The organism is Aeromonas sp. 2HA2 (assembly GCF_029237345.1).
In the GTDB taxonomy this organism is placed as follows: domain Bacteria; phylum Pseudomonadota; class Gammaproteobacteria; order Enterobacterales; family Aeromonadaceae; genus Aeromonas; species Aeromonas salmonicida.
On the sequence record NZ_JAACGB010000019.1, the window covers coordinates 21,661 to 45,469 of the forward strand.

The following is a 23,809-nucleotide window of genomic DNA, read 5'->3' on the forward strand; positions in this document are numbered from 1 at the left end:
TCTTTTTTATGGCTGTTTGCCGCTTGACGCTTGATTGCTGCATCAAGTGCAATTCTTTTCTGCAATTACCCCTCTTTTTCACAAATAAAAGCAGGGCTAGAGTGGCCTCAATCCACCATGAGGAACACAAAATGAGCCACGACAACCTGTTCTGCCCGCTGCGTCTGGGCCAGTTGCACCTTAACAACCGCATCGTCATGCCCCCCATGACCCGCTCCCGTGCCAGCCAGCCCGGTGACGTGGCCAACGCCATCATGGCAACCTATTACGCCCAGCGCGCCGAGGCCGGCCTCATCATCAGCGAAGGCACCCAGATAGACCCGCTGGGCAAGGGCTACGCCTGGACCCCCGGGATCCACAGCGCCGAGCAGGTAGCGGGCTGGAAGGGGGTGACCGATGCAGTCCACGCCAAGGGGGGCACCATCTTTGCCCAGCTCTGGCACGTGGGGCGCGTCACGCATACTGACAATATTGGCGGGGCCAAGCCCATCTCTTCGTCTGCCATCAGAGCAGAAGGGGTGCGGGTATTTGTCGATAACGGCAGCGATGCTCCCGGTTTTGTCGAGACCACAACCCCGCGCGCCATGACCCAGAGCGACATAGATGCGGTAGTGGGCCAGTTCCGCCAGGCGGCTCGCAATGCCCTGAACGCCGGCTTTGACGGCATAGAGCTGCACGCTGCCAACGGTTACCTCATCAACCAGTTCCTCGACTCCGAGTCCAATACCCGCACCGACAACTACGGTGGCTCGCTGGAAAATCGCCTGCGTTTCCTCAAAGAGGTGACACAAGCGGTCAGTGCCGAAATCGGGGCGGACAGGGTCGGAGTGCGGCTCGCACCGCTCACCACCCTCAACGGCACCGTTGATGCCAACCCGCAAGAGACCTATCTGGCCGCCGCTCGCTTGCTGGGTGAACTGGACGTCACCTATCTGCATATCGCCGAAGCAGACTGGGACGATGCGCCCCTGATGGCGGAAAACTTCAAGCAGGGATTGCGAGATGCCTTCCCCAACACCCTCATCTATGCGGGCAAGTATGACGGTGAGCGGGCGCGTGCCGCCCTCAAGGCGGGCTGGGCCGACATGATTGGCTTTGGTCGTCCCTTCGTGGCCAACCCGGATCTGCCGAACCGGTTGCGCCACGGCTACCCCCTCGCCCCCCACGATCCGGCGACCCTTTTTGGCGGTGGTGAGAAGGGACTGACCGACTACCCGACCTATCAGGCGCTAGCCGAGACGCAGTCAGCCTGAGACGGAAAAGCCGCCCACCTCGGTCACAAAGCCGCACAGTAAAACGCGCCCGCTATTGATGCGGGCGCGTTTTTTGGGGTGTGGCGTCAGCGAGCCAGACGTCAGTAGAGAGCAACGCCATAACAGGCGGCGTAGCTTCTTATTTCCCGGGTCAGCCGCGCCTTGTCCGCCAGGCTGAGCCAGCTCGCCTCGACGGCATTGAGCGACAAGCGGCAAAGCTGGTTCATGCTGGCGCCAAGATCATGGGCCAGGGCGTGGAAGTTGGCTGCCATGTAGCCGCCAAAATAGGCGGGATCGTCGGAGTTGATGGTGACGCACAGCCCCTGCTCCAGCAGGGTCAGCACATTGTGATGGGCCATTCGCTCAAACACTCTCAGACGGGTATTGGAAAGGGGACAGACGGTGAGCGGCAACCGGGTATCGGCCAGATAACGCAGCAGGTCGGGATCATCGACGCAGCGCACCCCGTGATCGATGCGGCGTACCTGCAGCTCATGAATGGCCTGCCAGATATACTCGGCCGGCCCTTCTTCACCTGCGTGGGCCACCACAGGCAGCCCCAGCTCGCGACAACGGGCAAAGACCCGGGCAAACTTGGCGGGGGGATTGCCCTTCTCCCCCGAATCGAGACCAATGCCGTGAATGCGGGCGAGAAAAGGCATGGCATCGTCCAGGGTGGCGAACGCCGCCTCTTCACTCAGATGACGCAGAAAACTCATGATAAGCCGCCAGCTGATACCCAGCTCCCGCTCCCCCGCCTGCAGCGCCCGCTCTATGCCCCCCAGCACGGTGGCAAAGGGGATACCTCGGGCGGTGTGGGTTTGCGGGTCGAAGAAGATCTCCACATGTACCACCTTGTCGACGGCGCAGCGCTTGAGATAGGCCCAGGTGAGATCGAAAAAATCCTGCTCTGTGATGAGTACGCTGGCGCCAAGGTAGTAGAGATCGAGGAAGGATTGCAGACAGTCAAAGTCATAGGCGGCGCGCACGCTCCCCACGTCGGACCAGGGCAGCACCACCCCGTTGCGGGCGGCCAGCATAAACATCAGCTCCGGCTCGAGTGACCCCTCTATATGCAGGTGCAACTCCAGCTTGGGCAAACCGGCAATAAAGTTATCCATGATGACGGCTCCATCAGCACACAGACAGCGAGACCTGCCACTTGCAGAGCGGATCCCTTCCCTCTCCCTTTTCATTGTGTACCTATCTCGCCTGGTAGGGGGAGACTTGTCATCAAACCGACTTATAATGGCGTCACAAAAACAACATAACTGATTGAAGATATTAAGAGTTGGCGTCCGCCCCGCGTTCACTCTTGTGCCCTATACAAAGGAGTTCCCATGAAAAAAAGCGTCATCTGTGACATCGACGGCGTCATTCTGCACAACAACGATCTCATCCCCGGTGCCGACCGCTTCGTCCATCGCCTGCTGGAACAGGGCACCAAGCTGTTGTTCCTCACCAACTACCCGGCCCAGACCCAGAAAGATCTGCAAAACCGCTTCCGCTCCGCCGGGATCGAAGTGCCGGAGGAGTGCTTCTACACCTCCGCCATGGGCACAGCCGATTTTCTCAAACGCCAGGATGGCAAGAAGGCCTATGTGATTGGCGAAGGGGCCCTGACCCACGAGCTCTACAAGGCCGGTTTCACCATCACCGACATAGACCCCGACTTCGTGGTCGTGGGCGAGACCCGCAACTACAACTGGACCATGATGCAGCTGGGGGCCAAGTTCGTGGATCAGGGGGCCCGCTTCATCGCCACCAACCCCGATACCCATGGCCCCATGATGCATCCAGCCTGCGGCGCCCTCTGCGCCCCCATAGAGCGGATGACGGGCAAGAAGCCGTTTTATGTGGGCAAGCCGAGCGCCTGGATCATTCGCGCGGCATTGAACCGGATGGAGGCCCACTCCGACGACACCATCATCATCGGCGACAACCTGCGCACCGATATTCTGGCGGGCTTCCAGGCCGGTCTTGAAACCGTGCTGGTGCTGTCAGGGGTGAGCAAGGTCGCGGATATCGATCGCATGCCGTTTCGCCCGAACCACATCTTCGACTCAGTCGTGGATATCGATATCGTCTGATGTGATCACAGGAGTCATCCATGGAACCGCTCTTCATTGCCGTCGCCTTCGCCTGCGGCATGCTGGTCAACCTGGTGGGGCTGCCGCCCCTGATCGGCTTTCTCGCCGCCGGTTTTGTGCTCAACGGCCTCGGCTATCAAAGCTCCGAAGTACTGACCACGGTGGCCGAGCTGGGGGTGACCCTGATGCTGTTCACCATAGGCCTCAAGCTCAACATCAAGACCTTGCTGCGCCGGGACGTGTGGGGCACTGCCACCGTCCATATCCTGCTCTCCAGCGGCCTGTTCTGGGTGATCCTGCTCGCCTGCAAGGGGGTCGGCATGACCTTGATGCTGGATCTGGAGTGGCCCCACGCCATCATGCTGGGGTTTGCCCTCTCTTTTTCCAGTACCGTCTTTGCGGTCAAGGTGCTGGAAGATCGCAGCGACATGAATGCCCTCTATGCCAAGCTGGCCATAGGGGTGCTGATCATGCAGGACATCTTCGCGGTAGGTTTTCTGACCGCCTCCACCGGCAAATTGCCCAGTATCTGGGCGCTCTGGATACTGGCGCTGCCCTTCCTGCGGCCCCTGCTGTTCAAGCTGCTGGAGCGGGCCGGTCACGGTGAATTGCAGATGCTGATGGGGATCACCCTGGCCCTGGTGCTGGGGGCCGCCGCCTTTGAGGCTGTCGGCTTGAAGCCGGACCTGGGGGCCCTGGTGATCGGCATGTTGCTGGCTTCCCACCCGGCGGCAGCGGGGATGGCAAAATCCCTGTTCAGCCTCAAGGATCTGTTCCTCATCTGCTTTTTCCTCTCCATCGGCCTCAACGGCATGCCGACCCAGGAAACCATGTGGATGGCACTGGTGCTGATGCTGGCACTGCCGCTCAAAAGCGCCCTCTACTATCTGGTCTACAGCGGTGCCCGGCTGCGGGTGCGAACCGCGTTACTCTCGACGCTGGCACTCACCAACTACTCGGAGTTCGGCCTGATCGTGGCCGCCATCGCCGCCAAAGCGGGCTGGCTCTCACACGAATGGCTGGTCGCCCTATCGCTGGCACTGGCGGGCAGCTTCATGCTGTCGGCCCCGCTCAATAGCTACAGCGAGTGGATCTATCAGCACATAGGCCCCTGGTTGCGCCGCCTGCAATCGGACACCCTGCACCTGGATGACAGGCCCATCGAACTGGGGGATGCAGAGGTGATCATCCTCGGCATGGGGCGCATCGGACAGGGCGCCTATCATGAGCTGGAGCGCAAATACGGCAACGTCATACTGGGGGTCGAAAACAACGGGGACAAGGCACCCCTGCTGCGCGAACAGGGGATGAACGTGCTGGAAGGGGATGCCACCGATACCGACTTCTGGGACAAGGTGATCCTCTCCCATCAGGTTCAGCTGGTGATCCTCGCCATGCCCCACCACTCGGGCAACCTCTACGCCATCGACAAGCTGCGCAGCCACGGTTTTCACGGCAAGATAGCGGCCATAGTCCGCTTCGAGGATGACATCGCCTCCCTGCGTGAACAGGGCGTCGATGCGGTGTTCAACGTCTACGACGAGGCAGGCAGCGGCTTCGCTCGCCACGTCATCAGGCAGTTGCAGCCACTCGACACCGAGGCAACCCTTGTCAACGGGGGGCCTCCTCGTTTAACTTAACGTCAACATTGTTAAACAAACTAAACGAGTGCGGGGCCAGGATGGCCCCGCACCCTCAATCTCTCACTCACCATTGGCAAGGATGCACCATGAAAACCCTCAACGACTGGGTATTGCTCCACCAGCACGCCGTCTCCCCCACCCCGCTCACGCCCCCAGCCGAGCGTATCAAGGCCGGCAGCCCTGAACAAACCCTCTGGAACCACTACTCGGATCCCAGCCAGCAGTTTCATGTGGGCTTCTGGGCCTGCGAGCCGGGGCGCTGGGCCATCCACTACACGGAGCACGAATATTGCCAGCTGCTGGAAGGGGATGTGGTGATCCACGACAGCCTGGGGGGTCAACTTGCCCTCAAACCGGGGGATCAGTTCGTTATTCCGGCCGGCTTTGTCGGGGAGTGGGAGACACTCACCCCCTGTCGCAAGGTCTATGTGATCTTCGAGCCCGCCACCGCTTGACGTTGGCGTCAACTCGCCCTGTTTTTCCGCTCAACCCATCTGCCCGTCTGCTTGACGTTTACGGCATGATTTTCTGCGGTTTTCCCGCTTGCAAAAGGTTTTTGCGCTAGGCATTGTGATTGACGAGGAATGTAAATGGAATTTCGAGCCCGTATGTGGGGGGCTCCTATAAAAATCAAGAGGATTACCGCCAATGTGTTCTATTTTCGGCATTCTGGACATCAAATCCGATGCAGCAGCCTTGCGCAAATCGGCCCTGGAGATGTCCAAGCGATTGCGTCACCGCGGTCCTGACTGGTCCGGCATCTACAGCTCAGACAAAGCCATACTGGTGCACGAGCGCCTGGCCATCGTCGATCCGGGCAATGGCGCCCAGCCGCTCTACAACCCGGAGCGCACTCACGTATTGGCCGTCAACGGCGAGATCTACAACCACAAGGAACTCGAGAAGAACCTCAAGGTCGACTTCCAGTTCCAGACCCACTCCGACTGCGAGGTGCTGCTGGCACTCTACAAGGAGAAGGGCCCCGCCTTTTTGGACGATCTCAACGGCATCTTCGCCTTCATCCTCTATGACGCCGAGCAGGATGCCTACCTGATTGGTCGTGACCACATGGGGATCATCCCCCTCTATACCGGTCGCGACGAGCACGGCAACTTCTATGTCGCCTCCGAGATGAAAGCCCTGGTGCCGGTTTGCAAGAGCGTCGAAACCTTCCCGCCCGGACATTACCTCTGGAGCAAGGATGGCGAGCTCAAACAGTGGTACAAGCGCGACTGGATGGAGTACGGCGCGGTCGAGCACAAGGTCAGCGACAGAGCGGAACTGAAAGCCGCGCTGGAAGCGGCCGTCAAGCGTCAGCTGATGTGCGACGTGCCCTATGGTGTGCTGCTCTCCGGCGGGCTGGATTCGTCCGTCATCTCCGCCATTGCCAAGATCTACGCCGCCCGCCGGGTGGAGGACGATGGCAACAGTGCCGCCTGGTGGCCGCAGCTGCACTCCTTTGCCGTGGGGCTGGAAGGCTCGCCGGATCTCGCCGCCGCCCGCAAGGTGGCCGACCATCTGGGCACGGTTCACCATCAGATCCACTTCTCGGTACAAGAGGGGTTGGATGCCCTGCGGGACGTCATCTATCACCTCGAGACCTATGACGTCACCACCATCCGCGCTTCTACCCCCATGTACCTGATGGCCCGTTATATCAAGGCGATGGGCATCAAGATGGTGCTCTCCGGTGAAGGTTCCGACGAGCTGTTCGGTGGTTACCTCTACTTCCACAAGGCGCCCAACGCCAAAGAGTTCCACGAAGAGAACGTGCGCAAGCTCGCTTCCCTGCACCTGTATGACTGCCTGCGGGCCAACAAGTCCATGGCCGCCTGGGGTGTGGAAGGCCGCGTGCCCTTCCTCGACAAGGAGTTCATGGACGTGGCGATGCGCCTCAATCCTGCCGACAAGATGTGTGGCAACGGCAAGATCGAGAAGCACATACTGCGTGAAGCCTTCGAGGAGCTGTTGCCCCACGAAGTGGCCTGGCGCCAGAAGGAGCAGTTCTCCGACGGCGTGGGTTACTCCTGGATTGACAGCCTCAAGGCCATGGTCGAGGTCGAAGTGACGGACCAGATGTTCGAGGCGGCGGCATTCCGATTCCCCGTCAACACACCGCTCACCAAGGAGGCCTATTTTTATCGCGCCATCTTCGACGAGCACTTCCCGCTGGAGTCCGCTGCCCGTACCGTGCCCTACGGCAAGTCGGTCGCCTGCTCCACTCCGACCGCCTTGGAGTGGGATGCCAAGTTCAAGGAGATGGCCGACCCGTCAGGCCGCGCAGTGATGGACGTCCACCAGCAGAGTTACTGACAGGCTGACGGGTATGCGCAGATAAGCAAATACCCGCGACCAAGCCAGTCCATCACTGCCAAGCCCCTCACTCAGCTGAGGGGCTTTTGTTTTTCCGCGTCTATCCATTTCCATTTTTCGCATATTCCCTGCCACGCTTGCCGCTTGGCGAAGGGGTTCACTCGTGTCACATTGTTGCGGCTTGGAAGCAACGAATGACAACACAAGGAGAAAAGGATGAAACGACTGCTATTGCCGCTGGTGCTTGGCACGGCCCTGTTCCATGGCGAGGCGTACAGCACCGGCCATCTCTGGGCCAAGGCGCTGCCCGATTACAGTCAGGGATATGACGAGCAGCGGGATCCGGCGCAGGATCTGGCCTCCGCCACCGCCAAGGCACAGAGGGAGGGCAAGAAGGTGTTGCTGCTGGTAGGCGGAGAATGGTGCAGCTGGTGCCAGGAGATGAACCACTTCCTGGACCGGGAGCCAACCCTTGCCAGTCAGTTCAACCAGACCTTCGTGGTGGTCAAGGTGAACGTCAGCAAGGCGAACAAGAACGAGCCCTTCCTGAAACGCTACCCCGAGTACCTGGGGGTGCCCCACTTCTACGTGCTGGATGCCAAGGGCAAGCTGCTGGAATCGGTCAATACCGGGCTGCTGGAGAAGGGAAAGAGCTACGACGAGGCAAAATTCGGCAAGTTTATCGCCTTCTTCCAACCCAAGACGGCCCGCAGCTGACCCGCCAATTGATGCAACCCTGTCATGGATAAGCCCAGACTCACCACACAAGGACAAAGAGATGATACGGATACTGGGCAAGGCCTCGTCAATCAATGTGCGCAAGGTGCTGTGGACCTGCGCCGAGACGGGTCTCCCTTTCGAGCTGGAGGAGTGGGGAGCGGGCTTCAAGCCGACGGATACCCCCGAATTCCTGGCAATGAACCCGAACGCCATGGTGCCTGTCATTCAGGATGGCGACTTCACACTGTGGGAATCAAATACCATCATCCGCTACCTGGCTGCCCGCTACGGCCAAGCCACTCTCTATCCAGCCGAGGCACGCGCGAGGGCCATGGTCGATCAATGGATCGACTGGCAAGCATCGGATTTGAACGCCGCCTGGCGCTACGCATTCCTGTCGCTGGTCAGGCATTCGTCCTTGCATCAGGACAGCCGGGCACTCAGCGCTGGATGTGCGGATTGGTCCAGATACATGCAGATCCTGGATCGGCATCTCCAGGCAACCGGTGCTTATGTGGCTGGGCGCCGCTTCTCGCTCGCGGATATTCCCATCGGCCTGTCGGTCAACCGCTGGCTGGAAACGCCGTTTGAACGTCCATCACTGCCGGCCGTGAGTGACTACTACCAGCGATTGAGTGAGCGGCCCGGCTTTCGCCTGTATGGATGCAACGGGACGCCATGAGGTGAATCGAGCGGGAGGGGGACAACAGCGTTGAGCAGTGCGGGTTGGGCCGGTGTCATGCAGCCCAACCCGCATGCACAATGTCAGACCTGCGCATCCGGCTGATTAGCGGGTGCGGCCTTGATAAAGGCCTGCAGCTGCTCGCAGTTGGCGACGATGCGCGCAATGGTGGGGTACTCATCCAGCGTCATGTCGTAGCGGCGGGCGTTGTAGACCTGAGGCACCAGCATGCAATCGGCCAGGGTCACCTCGTTGCCGACGCAATAAACACCGGCCGTGGTCATCAGCAAGGGTTCGAGCACCCTGAAGGTTTCGTCAATCCAGTGGCGATACCAGGCATCACGCTGCGCCTTGCCCAGCCCCAGATCCTGCTCCAGATAGGTGAGCACCCGCAGGTTGTCGAGGGGGTGCGTGTCGCAGGCGATCATGTTGACTATCTGGCGCACCCTGGCCCGCGCCTGGGCGGCCGAGGGCATCAGCGGATAGGCGGGATAGGTTTCGTCGAGGTACTCAATAATGGCAACCGACTGACCGAACTGCACATCCCCGTCGATAAGAAAGGGCACCAGCCCCTGGGGATTGACACGATGATAAGCCTTCTCGCGCTGCTCGCCCTGCCGCAGGTTGACCGGGTGATACTCATAATCGAGCCCCTTGAGCTGCATGACTATCCGTACCCGATAACTTGCCGATGAACGCCAATATCCAAACAACTGCAACATAATCTGTCCCTGTGTTGGCAGGTGCACGGGCACCTGCCGTTCACCAGTCGGCCCTGTGTCCGCGCTGGCTTATTCACTTCGTCTGGCTGGCATCCTGTTGCGTGACTTTTTGCAAAATGGTGCCGAACAGACTCATCCCGTTGCGATCCTGCATCGCGATGGACACTGTATCACCAAAGCACAGAAAGGGTGTAGTGGCTTGACCTGACTCGATAATTTCCAACATCCGCCGTTCAGCGAGGCAGGAGGAACCGGCGCTGCGGTCATAGTTGGAGACAGTCCCCGAGCCGATAATGCAGCCCGCCCCGAGCGGCCGGGTTTTGGCGGCATGGGCAATCAGCTCGAAGAAGTTGAAGGTCATGTCCACCCCGGCGTTGGGCGCGCCAAACAGCGCGCCGTTGAGATAAGTTTCCAGCGGCAGATGCACCTTGCCCTCCTGCCAGTCACTGCCCAACTCGTCCGGCGTGATGGCCACCGGCGAGAAGGCGCTCGACGGTTTGGACTGGAAGAAGCCAAAGCCCTTGGCAAGCTCGCCCGGGATGAGGTTGCGCAGGCTCACGTCGTTCACCAGCATCAGCAGCTTGACGTGGGCGGCGGCCGCCTGCGGGCTCGTCCCCATGGGTACGTCATCCGTAATGATGGCCACTTCCGACTCGAAATCGATACCCCACTCCTCCGAGCCCATCACTATGGGGCCACGGGGCGCCAGGAAGCAATCCGAGCCGCCCTGGTAGATCAGGGGATCGTGCCAGAAGCTTTCCGGCATTTCGGCGCCGCGGGCCTTGCGCACCAGCTCCACATGGTTGACGTAAGCGCTGCCGTCGGCCCATTGGTAGGCACGGGGCAAGGGCGAGAGACACTCACTCTCATCAAACGGGAAGGCATCGGCACAGGTGCCATCGTTGAGGGTCTGATAGATGGAGGCCAGCTTGGGCTCGTTCTCAGCCCACTCATCGAGGGCCGACTGCAGGGTGGGGGCGATGGATGGCACCCGCACCGCACGGCTCAAGTCGCGGCTGACCACCACCAGGGCACCATCGCGCTTGCCATTGTTCAAGGTTGCAAGTTTCATAAAAATCCTTATTTGCCAGTGGCAGTCGAAAGTTCGGGACGCTGCCAGCTGCTGACATAGCGCGGGTTTTCTATCCCCTCACACAGGCCGCCAACATTGAGCGCATCGCGGGTATCCAGCATCACGGCCACCTCGTCGGTGAACTTCTTGGCATAGGCCTGCCCCGCCGCAAACGCCTTGGGATGGGGGCCGTGGGTAAATCCGGCGGGGTGGAAGGTGACCATGCCCCGCTCGATATTGTCGCGACTGAAGAAGTCCCCTGCGTGATAGAAGAGCACCTCATCGTAGTCGTCGTTGCTGTGGTAGAAGGGCACCTTGAGGGCGCCGGGGTCACTCTCTATGGGGCGCGGCACGAATGTACAGATGACGAACCGGCTCGCCACGAAGGTGGAGTGGGCCGAGGGCGGCAAGTGGTAGCGGTGGCTCATCAGCGGGCGAATGTCGCGCCAGTTGAGGCGCACCACGCACAAGTCCCCGTGCCAGCCCTGGGCATCCAGCGGATTGAAGGGCCAGGTGATGACCGACACCTGGTTGTGGCGCTTGACCTGCAGCGACCAGGGATTTTCATCCTGCTGGGCCAGAAAGCGTTCATTGATGGCGGGCACATCCAGCGCCGCCGGGTCAAAGATGGCGTGATTGCCCACCAGTCCCTTGTCCGGCAGCTGATAGCTGTCGTTGGTCGCCTCTATCATCAGGATGAACATGGGCGCCGTGGGCTCGATGCGCCACATGGTGCCACGGGGGATCACCACATAGTCGCCGTCCCGCAAGGTCAGGTGGCCGTAGTCGCAGTAGAAATCGCCACTGCCCTCATGGATAAACAGCAGCTCGTCACCGTCGGCATTGCGCACCAGAAACGGCATAGGCTCGTGCAAACGCCACATCCGGTAGCGGCAATGAGCATTGTGCAGAATATCCGGCATCACCCAGGGTGAGAGGGAACTCACCTCCTCCTGCAAGCCGTTCAAGTCAAACGCCCTCGGCCGCAGCGGCCCTTCCCAGTTGGTCCAGTCGGTAGGGGCATGCTTGTGGTGCATGTGGGTGGCGGGGCCGAAGAAACCGGCCCGCCCCAGTTCGCGCTCATAGATGGCCTGCTCTGGCAGGTCGGCATGCGCCTGACGGGAGTGAGTTCCCTCCCGATGGGGAAAGCTTATCCAGTTACGCATCGCTGGGTTCTCCATGCAGTACACCACGGCGGATCTGGTCCAGTTCAATGGATTCGAACAGTGCCTGGAAATTGCCCTCGCCAAACCCTTCATTGCCCTTGCGCTGAATGATCTCGAAGAACACAGGGCCTATGACGGTGTCGGTGAAGATCTGCAGCAGTATGCCGTCCTTGGTGGGAGAGCCATCGATGAGGATCTGCAGATCCTTGAGGGAGGCCAGATCTTCCTGATGGCCCTCGACCCGGCTGTTGACCTTCTCGTAGTAGGTGTCCGGGGTCGGCATAAAGCCGGTACCACGGCCACGCAGGGTGCGGATGGTCTGGTAGATGTCGCTGGAAGCGAGCGCTATGTGCTGGATCCCCTCCCCCTTGTACTGGCGCAGGTACTCCTCAATCTGGGATTTGTCATCGGAGGATTCGTTGATAGGGATGCGGATTTTGCCGCAGGGGGCCGTCATGGCACGAGAGTGCAGGCCGGTCAGCTTGCCCTCTATGTCGAAGTAGCGAATTTCCCGGAAATTGCCGATCCGCTCATAAAAGTTCGACCAGACATCCATGTTGCCACGCTGGACGTTGTGGGTCAGGTGATCGATCTCGTAGAGACCCGCATCCACCTCGGCCATGCGCGCCTGCCAGTCGGGGTAAAACACAAAATCCACGTCATAGATGGAGCCGTTGTCGCCGTAGCGGTCGACAAACGACAGTGTGCTCTCGCCTATGCCATAGATGGCGGGAATGTTGAGCTCCATGGGCCCTATCTTGCCGACGAAGGGCTTGGCCCCCTTGGTGATGGCGTATTGCTGGGCCTTGCCCGCATCCGCCACCCGAAATGCCATGCCGCACACACTTGGCCCGTGCAGGCTGGCGAACTGCTCCGCCTGGGAGTGGGGCTCGGCGTTGACCACGAAGTTGATGTCACCCTGACGATAGAGCCAGCACTGCTTGTGCTTGTGCTTTGCCACTTCGGCAAAACCCAGTGAAACGAACAGCGCCTTGAGGGCGGCAATGCCCTTGGCATCCGGCGCCGTGTACTCGACGAATTCGAAGCCATCCGAGCCGAGGGGATTGATGGTGTGGGAACGGGAAGAGGAGGAAGTGGTCGTCATGATGCGCTCCTTGCAATGTGCTGATGACTGAAAGTGGTTAAAGCGGATTGACCTGGGGCGACGGCCTGACCGCCGATCCCGTCAAACAGGCATTGTTAACAACTTGTTTCATTAGATGCAGGTACGCGGCAGAAGAGAAGAGGCGGGTTTCAGATAGTTTCTCGGGGTTCTCCACCAAAAGATGTAAATAGATTGTGACATTCAAGCCGCAGCCTTGCAGATCGCCCCATGGCGACCCGCAGGGCTGTCAGCTTTGCCTTACAGTCGCCAGCATTTAGTCATGATGTGGGGCAAACAGGCCTGCGCCTTTTGCAGACGAAGGGGGGTGGGATTGATGAGCCAGGCCTCTGCACCCTGCGCCAGCAGCGGCAGATCGTGCAGGCTGTCACTCAGGGCCAGCGTCACAGTGAGGGCACGGATCTCGGGCAGTATCTTGTGCTGACCGTGGCAGTAAAAGCGCGGCATCAAGCCGCCCAAGCGGTAGTGCATCCGCGAGCCCAAGGTGCGATGGGGCAGCTTGCCAGGCAACTGTTGATGGAGTTGCCCGCGCACTAGAGCGCGAGGGCTGGCGGAGATCACCCAGCAGCGATCACCGTCTTTCATCAGCAAGGCGCGCGCCTCGCGAAACAGCCCAGGCCGGGTGCGGCAATAGGCCCGCACCAGTTTGCGCCAGCCCAGTGGCGAAAGCCCCAGTGTGATGGCCCACCAGATCAGCGAAATCCCCTGCCTGCGCCGGCTTGGCACTAGGTAAACCAGGCCACCCAGCGCGATCACCGGCAGCAGCAAGAGTGGCCAGAGGCGACGGCGCAGCATATAGCGCAGCAAGCCGGCGTGGCTGTCGCCCGGGGCCAGGGTGTCGTCAAAGTCAGCCAGGATCCAGTCTGTACGCATAGTGTCTTGTCCTCCCCTCACTCGCTCAATCCGGCGATGGCGACATGGAGCTCGGGGGTGAGAAACATCTCACCCTCATCGGGAGGACAGATAAAATCAAACGCTTCGTCTGCCAGGGTGAAACTCAGGCGCCAGGCGTGCAGATAGCCGCGATCGGCCGCCGTGCCGCCGTAGCGCTCATCCCCCAGAATGGGTGCCCCTATGCTTTTGAGGGCAACCCGGATCTGGTGGGTCTTGCCGGTCTGGGGTTTGATGCGGTAGAGCCGCAAGCCCTCGCGTACCGGCACAGAGTCGAACCAGCTGATGGCGGGGTTGTCCAGGCTGCGCGCCAGCATCCAGCTGCCACCCCGCCCTTTCTGCATGTCCCCCTTGACCCAGCCCTGCTTCTTCTTGGGCTTGCGATCGGAGAGGGCCAGATACTGCTTGCTCACCTGCCGATCCGCAAACGCCATGCTGAGCGCCCGGTTCGCCGTCGTGGTGCGTGCCAGCAACACCAGCCCGGAGGTCATTTTGTCGAGCCGATGGACGGGATAGAGGGCAAACCCTGTGTCGGCCTTGACGCGACTGACCAGTCCCGGATTGACCAGACCCGACTCACCGGCTTCGTCATGCATGCCAAGGCCCGGCCCTTTGTTGATCAACATAAAATCTTTGTGCTGCGCTAGTATCCGGTACATCTATAACCTTTTAGAATGTGTTTCATTACAAGAATATGACTCCATCAAGGGGTCGCCCCCCCATGAATACTCAGAACAAGAATCGCACGGATGAAGAGATACTTGCTTTGGTTGCTGCTGATTGGCGCCAGTTATATCGGGCCCCTCCTGGCCAATGAATCCTCCCTTGAAGCCCCGGAGCGGGTGGTGCTCCAGTTGCGCTGGCTGCACCAGCCCCAGTTTGTGGGCTATCACATGGCCAAGGCCAAGGGCTTCTATGCCAAAGCCGGACTGGACGTGGAGATAAGGCCCGGTGGCAAGGGAATAAGCCCGGTGGACGAGGTGCAAAGCGGTCGTGCCGACTTTGGCGTCGGCAACACAGAGGTGCTGACCGCCTATGCCAATGGCAAGCCACTGCTGGCACTCGCCTGCGTCTTTCAGCACTCGCCGTCCATCTTCCTGGCCCGTCGTGACAGCGGCATTCTCACTGTTGATGGCATGCGTGGCAAACGGATCATGATGTTTTCCGCCCATCAGGATGCCGAGTTGCTGGCGACACTTTTCTATCAAGGTCTCAATGAAAGCCAACTTACCCCGATCCAGACCTCGGTCAATATCGATGATCTCATCGAGGGCAAGGTCGATATCTTCAACGCCTATCTCAGCAACGAGCCTTTCTATCTGGAAGAGCGCGGCATTCCCGTCTCCGTCATCAACCCGCGCAATTACGGCATCGACTTTTACAGCGACATACTCTTCACCACTCAGGCGCAGGAGCAGGCCCATCCGGGCAGGGTAGAGCGGTTTCGGACCGCCAGCCTTGAAGGGTGGCGCTATGCCCTCGCCCATCCCCAGGAGGCCATCGCCCTGCTGCGCAGTGAATACGGCGTCAACCGCAGTCAGGCCCACATGGAGTACGAGCTGCAGGTAAGCAAGGAGATGATACAACCGCTCTATGTGGAGATCGGGTATATGAACCCGGATCGCGTCACCCACATCATGGAGCAACTGGCCGAAATCGGGCTCATCAAACGACCCGTGCCGCTGACTGACTTTCTCTATCAGGCCCCCTCCGAGCAGTGGGTATTCTGGCGCCCCTGGTTTTTGCTGAGTCTGGCTGCCTGCGTGCTCATATTGCTGCTGGCGGTCTACCTGCTGGTGTGCAACAAACGGCTCAATAGCGAGATTGCCCTGCGCCAGCAGCGGGAAGAGGAGATATTGCAGCTGGCAAGGCAAGACCCGCTCACCGGCCTGCCCAACCGTCTGAGCCTGATGGAGCGGCTGGAGGCGCAGATAAGCAGCCCCAACCCCGGCTGCCTGCTGTTTTGCGATCTCAACAACTTCAAACAGGTCAACGACGGCTTTGGCCACAGCCATGGCGATGCCATCCTCTGCCAGCTGGCGGAGCGGATCACCCGCAGCCTCAACCACCAGCGCTTCTTCGCCAGACTGGCCGGTGACGAGTTCGTTCTGCTGCTCCCCGATCACGACCTGCTCGATGCCGAGGCCATTGCCGAGGTGATAAGAATGGCCATGGCCCAGCCTTTTCAGGTCAAGGACCATCAACTCGAGGTTGGCATCAGCGTCGGGGTCAGCCAATACCAGCCGGGCTGGCGTGCCGAGCAGTGGCTTATCCACGCCGATCGCGCCATGTACAACGACAAGGGGATCGAGCTGGCGGCAGCGCCCCCCTAAGCCCTTCATCCGGACCCGGTCAGCCTGGCTGCACCTCACAGCATCAAGCGGGCAGCGCCAAGACGCAGGACAGTACAAGCAACAAGGCCACCGCTATGGGTGGCCTTGTTGCTTTTGGTGGGAGCGCGGGAGCATCAGCCGAAGGTCTGCCCCAAGGATTTGAGCTGTCTGGCCTTGGTCAACAGTATCTCGCTCGACTCATCCACATCCTGCATCTTGTTGCTGTTGGCGTGGGAGTGCTGGGAGATGAGGTTGACGTTCTGGCTGATGTTTTCGACTACCGCCTGTTGCTGCTCCGCCGCCGCCGAGATCTGGGCAGAGAAATCCATCACCAGCTCAATCTCGGCCAGTACCTGATGCAGGCTGCCGGAACCCTGCCGGGTCATCTCCACGCAGGACTGCGTCTGTTGCAGGTTGTTTTGCATCATCCCCTTCCAGCCGTTCAGGGTGCGCTGGATCTGCCCTATGCTGCTCTGGATCTGCTCGGTCGCCTTGTGGGTCCGGGTCGACAGGGTACGTACCTCGTCCGCCACCACAGCAAACCCCCGCCCCTGCTCTCCCGCTCTGGCCGCTTCGATGGCGGCGTTGAGCGCCAGCAGGTTGGTCTGATCGGCGATGCCCTGAATTTCGCCCATCAAGACCCCGATACGATCCGATTCACTGGCCAGCGCTACCGCGGAAGCAAACGCATGCTCCGCCTGCGTCGCGAGCTCGGTTATCTTGCGCTCCGTGTCGAGCAACTGCTTGTCCGTGTGCTGGCAGTGAGCCTTGGCCTGAGCAACCTGGCTGTTGGTGTCCTGAATGTTGCGGGCAATCTCCTGCGCCGTGCTCGCCATCTCGGTAATGGCCGCCGCCATCTGCTGGGTCTGGGCATCCTGCTCGGCAATGTCCGAGCTGACCTCACTGGAGGCGCTCTTCAGGTGTACGGCCAGATCCTGCAGGGCGTGGGTGGCATCGTCCACCCGCCCCAGCACGGTCCGGATGCGGGCCTGCAGCAACTTGATGTGAAAATCGGCGATGGCGCTGGGCTCCTGACCCGAGTAGATAAGCCGGGTCAGGCTGTCATATTCATCGGCCAGCTGCCGCAAATAGCGCGGAGTCGTGATGAGCTCGTGGCGGTAGAGACCTCCCAGCAGCAGGAGTGGCAAAGCCATATAGAGCGGAGCCCAGGCTCCCAGCTGCACGGCACCCAACCAGGCCAGCGCCAGCAATCCTGCACCGGCAACCAGATGGCGCAGCCGTGACAGGGAAATGCGGGGCTTGCGCCCTCCCTGCTCGGCGGCGCGCAGGCGGGCATAAGTCCTGGCGGCAATCTCCTTCATCTGCGGATCGGCACGGCAACGCACCGACTGATAGCCACTTATCTTGCCCTGCTCGAAGATGGGGGTGACATAGGCATCGACCCAGTAGTAGCGACCATCCTGGCAACGGTTTTTCACCATGCCGCGCCATGGCTGCCCCTGCTTGAGCTTGCCCCACAGATCGGCAAAGGCGGCCTTGGGCATGTCGGGATGGCGCACCATGTTGTGGTGCTGGCCTATCAGTTCGGCACGGCTGTAACCGGCAACCCGGCAGAAATGATCATTGGCATAAGTGATGACGCCACGCAGATCCGTGGTGGATACCAGCTGTTCATCGGCAGGGAAATCAACTTCCTGATCAAAGAGTTGAACCATTTGTGCACGTTGTTCACGCATGTCTCGCTCCATTCTGAGCCATTACTCAACAGAGTGTTGGTAAGCGCCCAAACCCTGTAAAGGAGGACATGGAGAGAATGTCAAAAATGATAGCTGAACACGGTTTTGCAATCGGTGGGGTGACTCAAGCCAGCCGCAGCAGCCTGGATCCGGATATGAGCTCGTATCGCAAAAAGCAAAAAGCCCAGACAACAAGGTTGTCTGGGCTTTTTTGAAGATGGCGGAGGAGGTGGGATTTGAACCCACGGATGGTCGCCCATCGCCGGTTTTCAAGACCGGTGCATTCAGCCGCTCTGCCACCCCTCCGAACGGCGTGCATACTACGTCAAGCCCATGTTCATATGCAATACATATTTGTTCTGGGATAGTAGGGGGGAACAGGCTGGGGTGGCGCTTGAAATCAGCGCTCGTCATCCCAACATTGAGTGCATACAATGCGATAACGAAGCGGAATGTACCGCCTCAACCCGGAAATCAAGAGGACACCCAAGATGGATACCCGTTCTATCTATACCGGCACCCAGAGTGCCGCGCGTGATACCAACAAGGTGCTGCGCAACACCTATATGCTGCTCTCCCTCACTCTTGGCTTCTCTGCCGTTGTGGCCGGGGTCGCCACCGTGATGAACATGCCGCCCCTGCACTGGGCCGTGTTCCTCATCGGTGTGTATGGCCTGATGTTCCTGACCCAGAAGAACCAGGACAATGGCATGGGCCTGGTGTTCACCTTCGCCCTGACCGGCCTGCTCGGCTACAGCCTGGGCCCCATCATCAACATGTACATGAACAATGGTGGTGGCGAGATAGTGATGACGGCGCTCGGCGGCACAGCCTTGACCTTCTTCGGTCTGTCCGCTTATGCCCTGACCACCAAGCGTGACCTCTCCTTTATCGGTGGCATGCTGTTCGTCGGTTTCTGGGTGCTGCTGGTGGCCATGGTCGCCAACATCTTCCTGCAGATGAGCGCCCTGAGCCTGGCCCTGTCCGCCATGTTCATGCTGTTCTCCTCCGGCGCCATATTGCTGACCACCCAGCAGATCATCCGTGGCGGCGAGACCAACTACATCTCTGCCACCGTGACCCTGTATGTCTCCATCTACAACATCTTCCTGAGCCTGCTGAGCCTGCTCGGCGGCAACCGCAACTGATGAAAGACCCCGCTTCGGCGGGGTTTTTATTGGAGCCTGTTTCTGTCAGGATAAGTTGTAAATCAAGGATATGAAGCTAAGCGGCCCTGATCCAAATCAGGGCCGCTTAGCGCTTGGCGGGTTAGTATCCCGTTCTCGTTTCATTCAAGGGTTGCTCTTGTCTCATGCCGATGGATTTCTCTGGCCTGCTGCGCCGACTGCTGACTGACAGTCACATCTACTTCGCCCTCAAGGTCTTGCTGGCCATGGTGGGGCTGCTCGCCTTCACCCTGGCGACCGGCGATATCCAGCTCACAGTGCTGCTCTCCCTCGGGGTGGTGGCCGGTGCCATCGCCGAAACCGACGACAGCCTGTGGGGCCGGGTCAAGAACCTCGCCATGACGCTGCTCTGCTTCCTGTTTGCCTCCCTGTGTGTGCAGTACCTCTTCCCGACCCCCTGGCTGTTTGCCATCGGGCTGGCGGGGTCGACCTTCCTCTTCGTGATGGTGGGGGCACTCGGTCAGCGCTACGCCACCATCAGCTTCGGCTCCCTGCTTATCGCCATCTACACCATGCTGGGGGCTGCCAAGGCGCCGGATCTCCTCTACCAGCCGCTCGCATTGTGCGCCGGTGCGCTCTGGTATGGCCTGGTCTCCCTCATCTGGCTCTGGCTGCTGCCCTACAAGACACTGCATGAGCAGCTTGCCCAGAGTTACTTTGCCCTCGGCCGCTATCTGCTGGAGAAATCTCGCTTCTTTCCAGCCGACGAGCATGGCGCCCAGGCCATTCGCCACAATCTGGCCCAACTCAACATCAATCTGGTCAATGCGCTGACCCTGACCAAATCGGCGCTCAACGCCCGCCTCAGCACCCGCCATCAGGCGGCGCCCGAGCTTGCCAGTCTGCTGCGCCTCTATCTGCTGGCACTGGAAATCCAGGAACGTGCCACCTCCAGCCACTATCCCTACAGCAGGCTGGAAGCCGAGCTCAAGCAGGGTATCGTCCTTGACGGGTTTCAGGAGGTGTTTTTGCAGCTCTCCGAAGCGTGCCAGCGGCTCGGTTACGCCATCCTGGTGCACAAGCCCTACGCCCACAACAAGCGCATCCACTGGACCCTGGAGGCTCTCGGCGATCAGCTGGAGTTCACCCACCTCAAGCAGCACTACCCCAAGACATTGCTGACGCCGATGAAGTTCCTGCGCCGCAATCTGGCCAGCATCAACCAGTTGCTGGGCAGCGCCGAGGAGCTACAAAATCCGACGCAGGCCCCACAGAGCTTGCCGCCTCTGGCGCGTCCTGTCCGCCTGCCATTGCTGGCTCAGCTCAAGCAGCACCTCAGCCCGGACTCCATGGTGTTTCGCCATGCCCTGCGCCTGTCGCTCGGATTGGTGGTGGGCTACGGCATACTGCAGGCCTTCAATCTGGACAAGGGTTACTGGATCCTGCTGACGGTGCTGTTTGTCTGCCAACCCAGCTACAGCGCCACCCGCCGCCGGCTGGTACAGCGGATGCTCGGTACCTTCGCCGGCCTGCTGGTGGGCGTCCCCGTACTCTGGCTGTTCCCCGAATTGCATGTTCAACTGGTGGTAATGGGGCTCGCCGCATTCCTGTTCTTCACCCAGGTACGCAGCAACTACAGCGCCGCCGTCTGCTTCATCACCCTCTATGTACTGATGGCCTTCAACCTGCTGGACGGCATCGGCTTTGCCATTCTGGGGCCGCGCCTGCTCGACACCTTCCTCGGCTGCCTGCTCTCCTACGCCCTGGTGGCCTGGCTCTGGCCGGACTGGCAGTACAAACGGCTGCCGACGCTTATCGCCAACTCCCTGTCAGCCAACGCCCGCTACCTGGCGGCCGTGCTCGCCAGCCTGCAACAGCAAAGGGATGAATCAATCGACTACCGGGTAGCCCGCAAGAGCGCCCATCTGGCCGACAGCGAGCTGGCCATGGCCTGGCAGAGCATGCTGGTGGAGCCGCAAAAGCGCCGCCGCTTCCTCGATCTCTGCTTCACCCTCACCTGGCGCAACCACGCCCTGCTCTCCTACATCTCGGCGCTGGGTGCCCATCGCGACAAGCTGGAGGCCATCGGCGAACTCGACGAGATCAGCCGCCACCTGAGCCACACCCTGGAGCGGGCCGCAGGCCATCTGGCGGGCGAGATACCTGCTCAGATCGAAGGACAGTGCCCCGTCATCACGCCGGACAGCAGCGAGGAGCAGCTGATGCTGACCCAACAGCTCACCCTGATCAGCCAGCTGGCGGACGAGTTGCTCACCCTGGCCAACGAGAGCCGGTTGCTCACCGGGGGCCAAGGCGCTACCATGCCCGACCAATCCTGATAGCCCTATTTGCGAGGAGCCCTCTTATGGCTGAGCATCAGCTGGAATTCAACGGCCAAACCATCGAAACCGATGCCAAGGGCTATCTGCTGAACAGCAGTGACTGGAGCGAGGAGCTGGCACAGGTGCTGGCCGAGCAGGAAGGCATAGTGATGGAAGAGCCTCACTGGGAAGTGGTGCGTTTCGTGCGAGCTTTCTATCTGGAGTTCAACACCTCCCCTGCCATCCGCGCTCTGGTCAAGGCGATGGAAAAACAGTACGGCCCGGAAAAAGGCAACAGCCGCTACCTCTACAAGCTGTTTCCTGAGGGGCCAGCCAAACAGGCCACCAAGATAGGCGGCCTGCCAAAACCGGTGAAATGCATCTAAAAAAATACCGCGCCCATCTGTGAAATGAAGCGCGGTATTTTTTATCTCATTGAACTATCAAGGTTTGTAGGCCACAACGGATCCACTGAGTCCTGTCATCTGACCAATCCGGCCCTGCATTCCCTGCAGTTTGGCCCTGGAAACATCCGGCCCGATGAAGACCCGGTTGAGCTGGCCCTGCACCGGTGTACGCGGCGAAGTCTGGGCCGAATAGCCCGCCGCCCGCAACTTGCTCACCAGCGCATTGACGCTGTCCACGTTTTTGAAGGCACCAAGCTGCAAGATCCAGCTGCCCTGCGACGAGACGGCAGGCGCCTGTGTCTGCGGCGCCATCTTGCTCGCGATGAGATCATCCATCGACTTGATCTGGCCGACCTGTGGCTTGGTTTCCACCGGTTTAGGTGGTACCGGCTTGGGCTTGGGTGGCTCCACCGGCTTCTTGGCGATCACCTCGGGCTTGGGCTTGACCACTGGCTGAGCAACGGGCTTGGTAGCTGGCTGCTGTGCCTGCGCCGCCGATGGGTTCTTGTTGGTGGCGAGCGTCACGGGATCCGAGACCTCTTCGACCTGCCACTGCTCGGCGGCAGAGGCCTGCTGCTGGCTGGCCAGGTGTTCCGCCGGCAAGGTACTGGCGGCCGAGACCTGCAATGCCGGTTTAGCAGGTTCAAGCTCGGGGCGCAGCGGGATCTTGGCAAACGCCTCGTCCTTTTGCTCCAGCTTGTTGCCATCCATCAGATCCGGCAGAAAAATGACAACCAGGGCCACCAGGATGACGGTGCCTACCAATCTGTTTTGAAACTTCGAAGCCAAGTTAATCCCCACCCATGTTACTTAGAATTAATTGCAATTTTGCGGACATCAATGATGGACGGTCCCTTCAAGCCACTCTGTGTTGAGACTTCGAAGCCAAGTCAACGCCTACCCATGTTGCTTGGCTGATGGCGCGCCGAAGAAGGTTTGACCCGGCATAATCAACCCTAAGTCGTGCCGTTCAACCGGCCCTGTGCCGATCAGGACGCAGCGCCAGCCAGAATGTCGGCGACAGTGTAAAACGAACCAAACACAATGACCATATCATCAGGACTCGATGCGGCCAACGCAGCCTGATAGGCGGCACTGACATCATCAAAGCGCAGAGCCTGTCCCTTGCCCTCCCCCAAGGCAGCGGCGAGCTGCTCGGCGGTAGCGGCGCGCGGACCGGTGAGACTGGCCAGAAACCATGCGTCGATCAGACCTTCAAGCTCGGCGAGCGAACCCGCCATGTCCTTGTCTTTGAGCATGCCGACCACGGCGCGGCGCTTGCCCTTGCCGGGAATTTGGCGCAGCTGGCTGGCAAGGTAGGCCGCCGAATGGGGATTGTGGGCCACATCGACGATGACCAGGGGCTCGCTTTGCAGCCGCTGCATCCGTCCCGCCAGCCGGGCATTGGCCAGCCCGTCACGGATAGCGGACTCAGGCAGCGGCAAGTCGAGGGATTCCAGCGCCGCCAGCACTGTCACGGCGTTCATCAGCGGCAAGGCGGGTTTGGGCAGATCCCGCCACTGGTGCAGGCCCTGGTAATCCCAGCTGGTCTCATGCTCTTTGCCAGAGAAATCGACACCGACCTGACGCAGGCAGGCACCTATACGCTGCGCCTCGCTGGCGATGGTGGCAGGAGGCTTGGGTTCACCGCTGATGGCAGGTTTGCTGGCGCGGTAGACACCCGCCTTCTCCACTGCCACCGCTTCGCGGGTATCCCCCAGCCAGTCGCAGTGATCAAGCGCAATGGAGGTGATCATGGCCACATCGGACTCCACCACATTGGTGGCGTCGAGCCGACCACCCAGCCCCACTTCCAGCAGCAGCACATCCGGCGCGGCGCGGCGAAAGAGCCAGAGGCCCGCCAGGGTAGCGAACTCGAAGAAGGTGAGCGCTATCTCGCCACGAGCAGCTTCCACCTCGGCAAAGGCAGCGCGATGATCGTCGTCGGCCAGCTCTTGTCCATTGATGCGTACCCGCTCGGTAAAGCGCAGCAGATGGGGAGAGGAGTAGACACCGACCTTGTAGCCCGCCGCCATCAGAATGCTGGCCGCCATGGCGCAGCTGGAACCCTTGCCATTGGTGCCAGCGACCGTGATCACCTTGAACGGCAACTGGGTGAGGCCCATGCGACGGGCAACGGCACCGACCCGATCCAGCCCCATGTCAATGTTGACGGGGTGGATCTGCTCCAAATAAGAAAGCCAGTCGACCAGCGACCGGCTTTGGGATTGTTGCATGTTTGAACTCAT

At 60.2% G+C, this 23,809-nt stretch carries 22 protein-coding genes and 1 tRNA gene; 12 read left to right on the forward strand and 11 right to left on the reverse strand.

What is annotated here, in order from left to right; translation table 11 throughout:
* The first annotated feature begins 131 nt into the window (after nt 1-131).
* Nucleotides 132-1,253 carry an alkene reductase gene (locus GWQ29_RS19400; protein WP_275920115.1) on the forward strand — a complete coding sequence of 374 codons (1,122 nt, stop codon included), beginning with the start codon at nt 132-134 and terminating at the stop codon, nt 1,251-1,253.
* Between the two features lie 101 nt (nt 1,254-1,354).
* Here GWQ29_RS19400 and GWQ29_RS19405 read toward each other — a convergent pair whose 3' ends face one another.
* Complete coding sequence (locus GWQ29_RS19405; protein WP_275920116.1) at nt 1,355-2,374, reverse strand: adenosine deaminase; 1,020 nt, start codon at nt 2,372-2,374, stop codon at nt 1,355-1,357.
* Between the two features lie 219 nt (nt 2,375-2,593).
* On the opposite strand from GWQ29_RS19405, the gene GWQ29_RS19410 reads away from it, so the two are divergent.
* The 6 genes from GWQ29_RS19410 to GWQ29_RS19435 all read left to right on the forward strand — a co-directional run bounded on the left by GWQ29_RS19410 (nt 2,594) and on the right by GWQ29_RS19435 (nt 8,701).
* A complete protein-coding gene (locus GWQ29_RS19410; RefSeq protein WP_058395458.1) occupies nt 2,594-3,343 on the forward strand; it encodes an HAD-IIA family hydrolase in 750 nt (249 codons plus the stop codon).
* Nucleotides 3,344-3,363: 20 nt separating this feature from the next.
* The gene (locus GWQ29_RS19415; RefSeq protein WP_275920117.1) at nt 3,364-4,983 is read left to right on the forward strand and encodes a cation:proton antiporter family protein; all 1,620 of its coding nucleotides are present in this window, start codon (nt 3,364-3,366) and stop codon (nt 4,981-4,983) included.
* An 89-nt stretch (nt 4,984-5,072) separates the two neighbouring features.
* Nucleotides 5,073-5,441: a cupin domain-containing protein gene (locus GWQ29_RS19420; RefSeq protein ID WP_219598793.1), complete on the forward strand. Its 369-nt coding sequence runs from the start codon at nt 5,073-5,075 to the stop codon at nt 5,439-5,441.
* Between the two features lie 193 nt (nt 5,442-5,634).
* Nucleotides 5,635-7,299, forward strand: a complete 1,665-nt coding sequence (gene asnB / locus GWQ29_RS19425) for an asparagine synthase B (RefSeq protein ID WP_111587688.1) — start codon at nt 5,635-5,637, stop codon at nt 7,297-7,299.
* A gap of 216 nt (nt 7,300-7,515) precedes the next feature.
* Nucleotides 7,516-8,016 (forward strand): thioredoxin family protein, encoded by a 501-nt coding sequence (locus GWQ29_RS19430; RefSeq protein ID WP_275920118.1) that lies wholly within the window; start codon nt 7,516-7,518, stop codon nt 8,014-8,016.
* 61 nt (nt 8,017-8,077) lie between these two features.
* Nucleotides 8,078-8,701: a glutathione S-transferase gene (locus tag GWQ29_RS19435; protein WP_005310593.1), complete on the forward strand. Its 624-nt coding sequence runs from the start codon at nt 8,078-8,080 to the stop codon at nt 8,699-8,701.
* Between the two features lie 83 nt (nt 8,702-8,784).
* Here the strand turns inward: GWQ29_RS19435 and maiA are convergent, their stop codons facing one another.
* From maiA to GWQ29_RS19465, 6 genes are all read right to left on the reverse strand, one after another.
* Nucleotides 8,785-9,423: a maleylacetoacetate isomerase gene (maiA, locus tag GWQ29_RS19440; RefSeq protein ID WP_275920119.1), complete on the reverse strand. Its 639-nt coding sequence runs from the start codon at nt 9,421-9,423 to the stop codon at nt 8,785-8,787.
* A gap of 73 nt (nt 9,424-9,496) precedes the next feature.
* Complete coding sequence (locus tag GWQ29_RS19445; protein ID WP_275920120.1) at nt 9,497-10,495, reverse strand: fumarylacetoacetate hydrolase family protein; 999 nt, start codon at nt 10,493-10,495, stop codon at nt 9,497-9,499.
* Nucleotides 10,496-10,503: 8 nt separating this feature from the next.
* Complete coding sequence (locus GWQ29_RS19450) at nt 10,504-11,661, reverse strand: homogentisate 1,2-dioxygenase (protein WP_265432281.1); 1,158 nt, start codon at nt 11,659-11,661, stop codon at nt 10,504-10,506.
* A complete protein-coding gene (gene hppD, locus GWQ29_RS19455; RefSeq protein ID WP_059169667.1) occupies nt 11,654-12,766 on the reverse strand; it encodes a 4-hydroxyphenylpyruvate dioxygenase in 1,113 nt (370 codons plus the stop codon). Before hppD ends, GWQ29_RS19450 begins: the two co-directional genes overlap by 8 nt.
* Nucleotides 12,767-13,024: 258 nt before the next feature.
* Entirely contained in the window at nt 13,025-13,657 is a 633-nt protein-coding gene (locus tag GWQ29_RS19460) for an HAD family hydrolase (protein ID WP_125600527.1), read from the reverse strand.
* 17 nt (nt 13,658-13,674) lie between these two features.
* Nucleotides 13,675-14,334, reverse strand: coding sequence for a TIGR01621 family pseudouridine synthase (locus tag GWQ29_RS19465; RefSeq protein WP_265432284.1), 660 nt, complete (start codon nt 14,332-14,334; stop codon nt 13,675-13,677).
* 90 nt (nt 14,335-14,424) lie between these two features.
* On the opposite strand from GWQ29_RS19465, the gene GWQ29_RS19470 reads away from it, so the two are divergent.
* Nucleotides 14,425-16,008 carry a GGDEF domain-containing protein gene (locus tag GWQ29_RS19470; RefSeq protein WP_219593729.1) on the forward strand — a complete coding sequence of 528 codons (1,584 nt, stop codon included), beginning with the start codon at nt 14,425-14,427 and terminating at the stop codon, nt 16,006-16,008.
* A gap of 134 nt (nt 16,009-16,142) precedes the next feature.
* Here GWQ29_RS19470 and GWQ29_RS19475 read toward each other — a convergent pair whose 3' ends face one another.
* Nucleotides 16,143-17,705: a PAS domain-containing methyl-accepting chemotaxis protein gene (locus GWQ29_RS19475; RefSeq protein ID WP_275920121.1), complete on the reverse strand. Its 1,563-nt coding sequence runs from the start codon at nt 17,703-17,705 to the stop codon at nt 16,143-16,145.
* Between the two features lie 77 nt (nt 17,706-17,782).
* Here GWQ29_RS19475 and GWQ29_RS19480 point away from each other — a divergent pair, with 77 nt between their 5' ends.
* Complete coding sequence (locus tag GWQ29_RS19480) at nt 17,783-17,920, forward strand: hypothetical protein (protein ID WP_265462812.1); 138 nt, start codon at nt 17,783-17,785, stop codon at nt 17,918-17,920.
* Between the two features lie 3 nt (nt 17,921-17,923).
* Here the strand turns inward: GWQ29_RS19480 and GWQ29_RS19485 are convergent.
* A tRNA-Ser gene (locus GWQ29_RS19485) sits at nt 17,924-18,011 on the reverse strand.
* Between the two features lie 185 nt (nt 18,012-18,196).
* Between GWQ29_RS19485 and GWQ29_RS19490 the strand changes: the two genes are divergently transcribed.
* The 3 genes from GWQ29_RS19490 to GWQ29_RS19500 all read left to right on the forward strand — a co-directional run bounded on the left by GWQ29_RS19490 (nt 18,197) and on the right by GWQ29_RS19500 (nt 21,539).
* A complete protein-coding gene (locus GWQ29_RS19490) occupies nt 18,197-18,853 on the forward strand; it encodes a Bax inhibitor-1/YccA family protein (protein WP_159166169.1) in 657 nt (218 codons plus the stop codon).
* A gap of 164 nt (nt 18,854-19,017) precedes the next feature.
* A complete protein-coding gene (gene yccS, locus GWQ29_RS19495) occupies nt 19,018-21,171 on the forward strand; it encodes a YccS family putative transporter (RefSeq protein WP_275920122.1) in 2,154 nt (717 codons plus the stop codon).
* A 26-nt stretch (nt 21,172-21,197) separates the two neighbouring features.
* On the forward strand, nt 21,198-21,539 hold the full coding sequence (locus GWQ29_RS19500) for a TusE/DsrC/DsvC family sulfur relay protein (protein WP_005310577.1): 342 nt from the start codon (nt 21,198-21,200) through the stop codon (nt 21,537-21,539).
* A 57-nt stretch (nt 21,540-21,596) separates the two neighbouring features.
* Here the strand turns inward: GWQ29_RS19500 and dedD are convergent, their stop codons facing one another.
* Together dedD and folC are read right to left on the reverse strand one after the other, a co-directional pair.
* Nucleotides 21,597-22,349, reverse strand: coding sequence for a cell division protein DedD (dedD, locus tag GWQ29_RS19505; RefSeq protein WP_275920123.1), 753 nt, complete (start codon nt 22,347-22,349; stop codon nt 21,597-21,599).
* A 200-nt stretch (nt 22,350-22,549) separates the two neighbouring features.
* The gene (gene folC, locus GWQ29_RS19510; RefSeq protein ID WP_275920124.1) at nt 22,550-23,809 is read right to left on the reverse strand and encodes a bifunctional tetrahydrofolate synthase/dihydrofolate synthase; all 1,260 of its coding nucleotides are present in this window, start codon (nt 23,807-23,809) and stop codon (nt 22,550-22,552) included.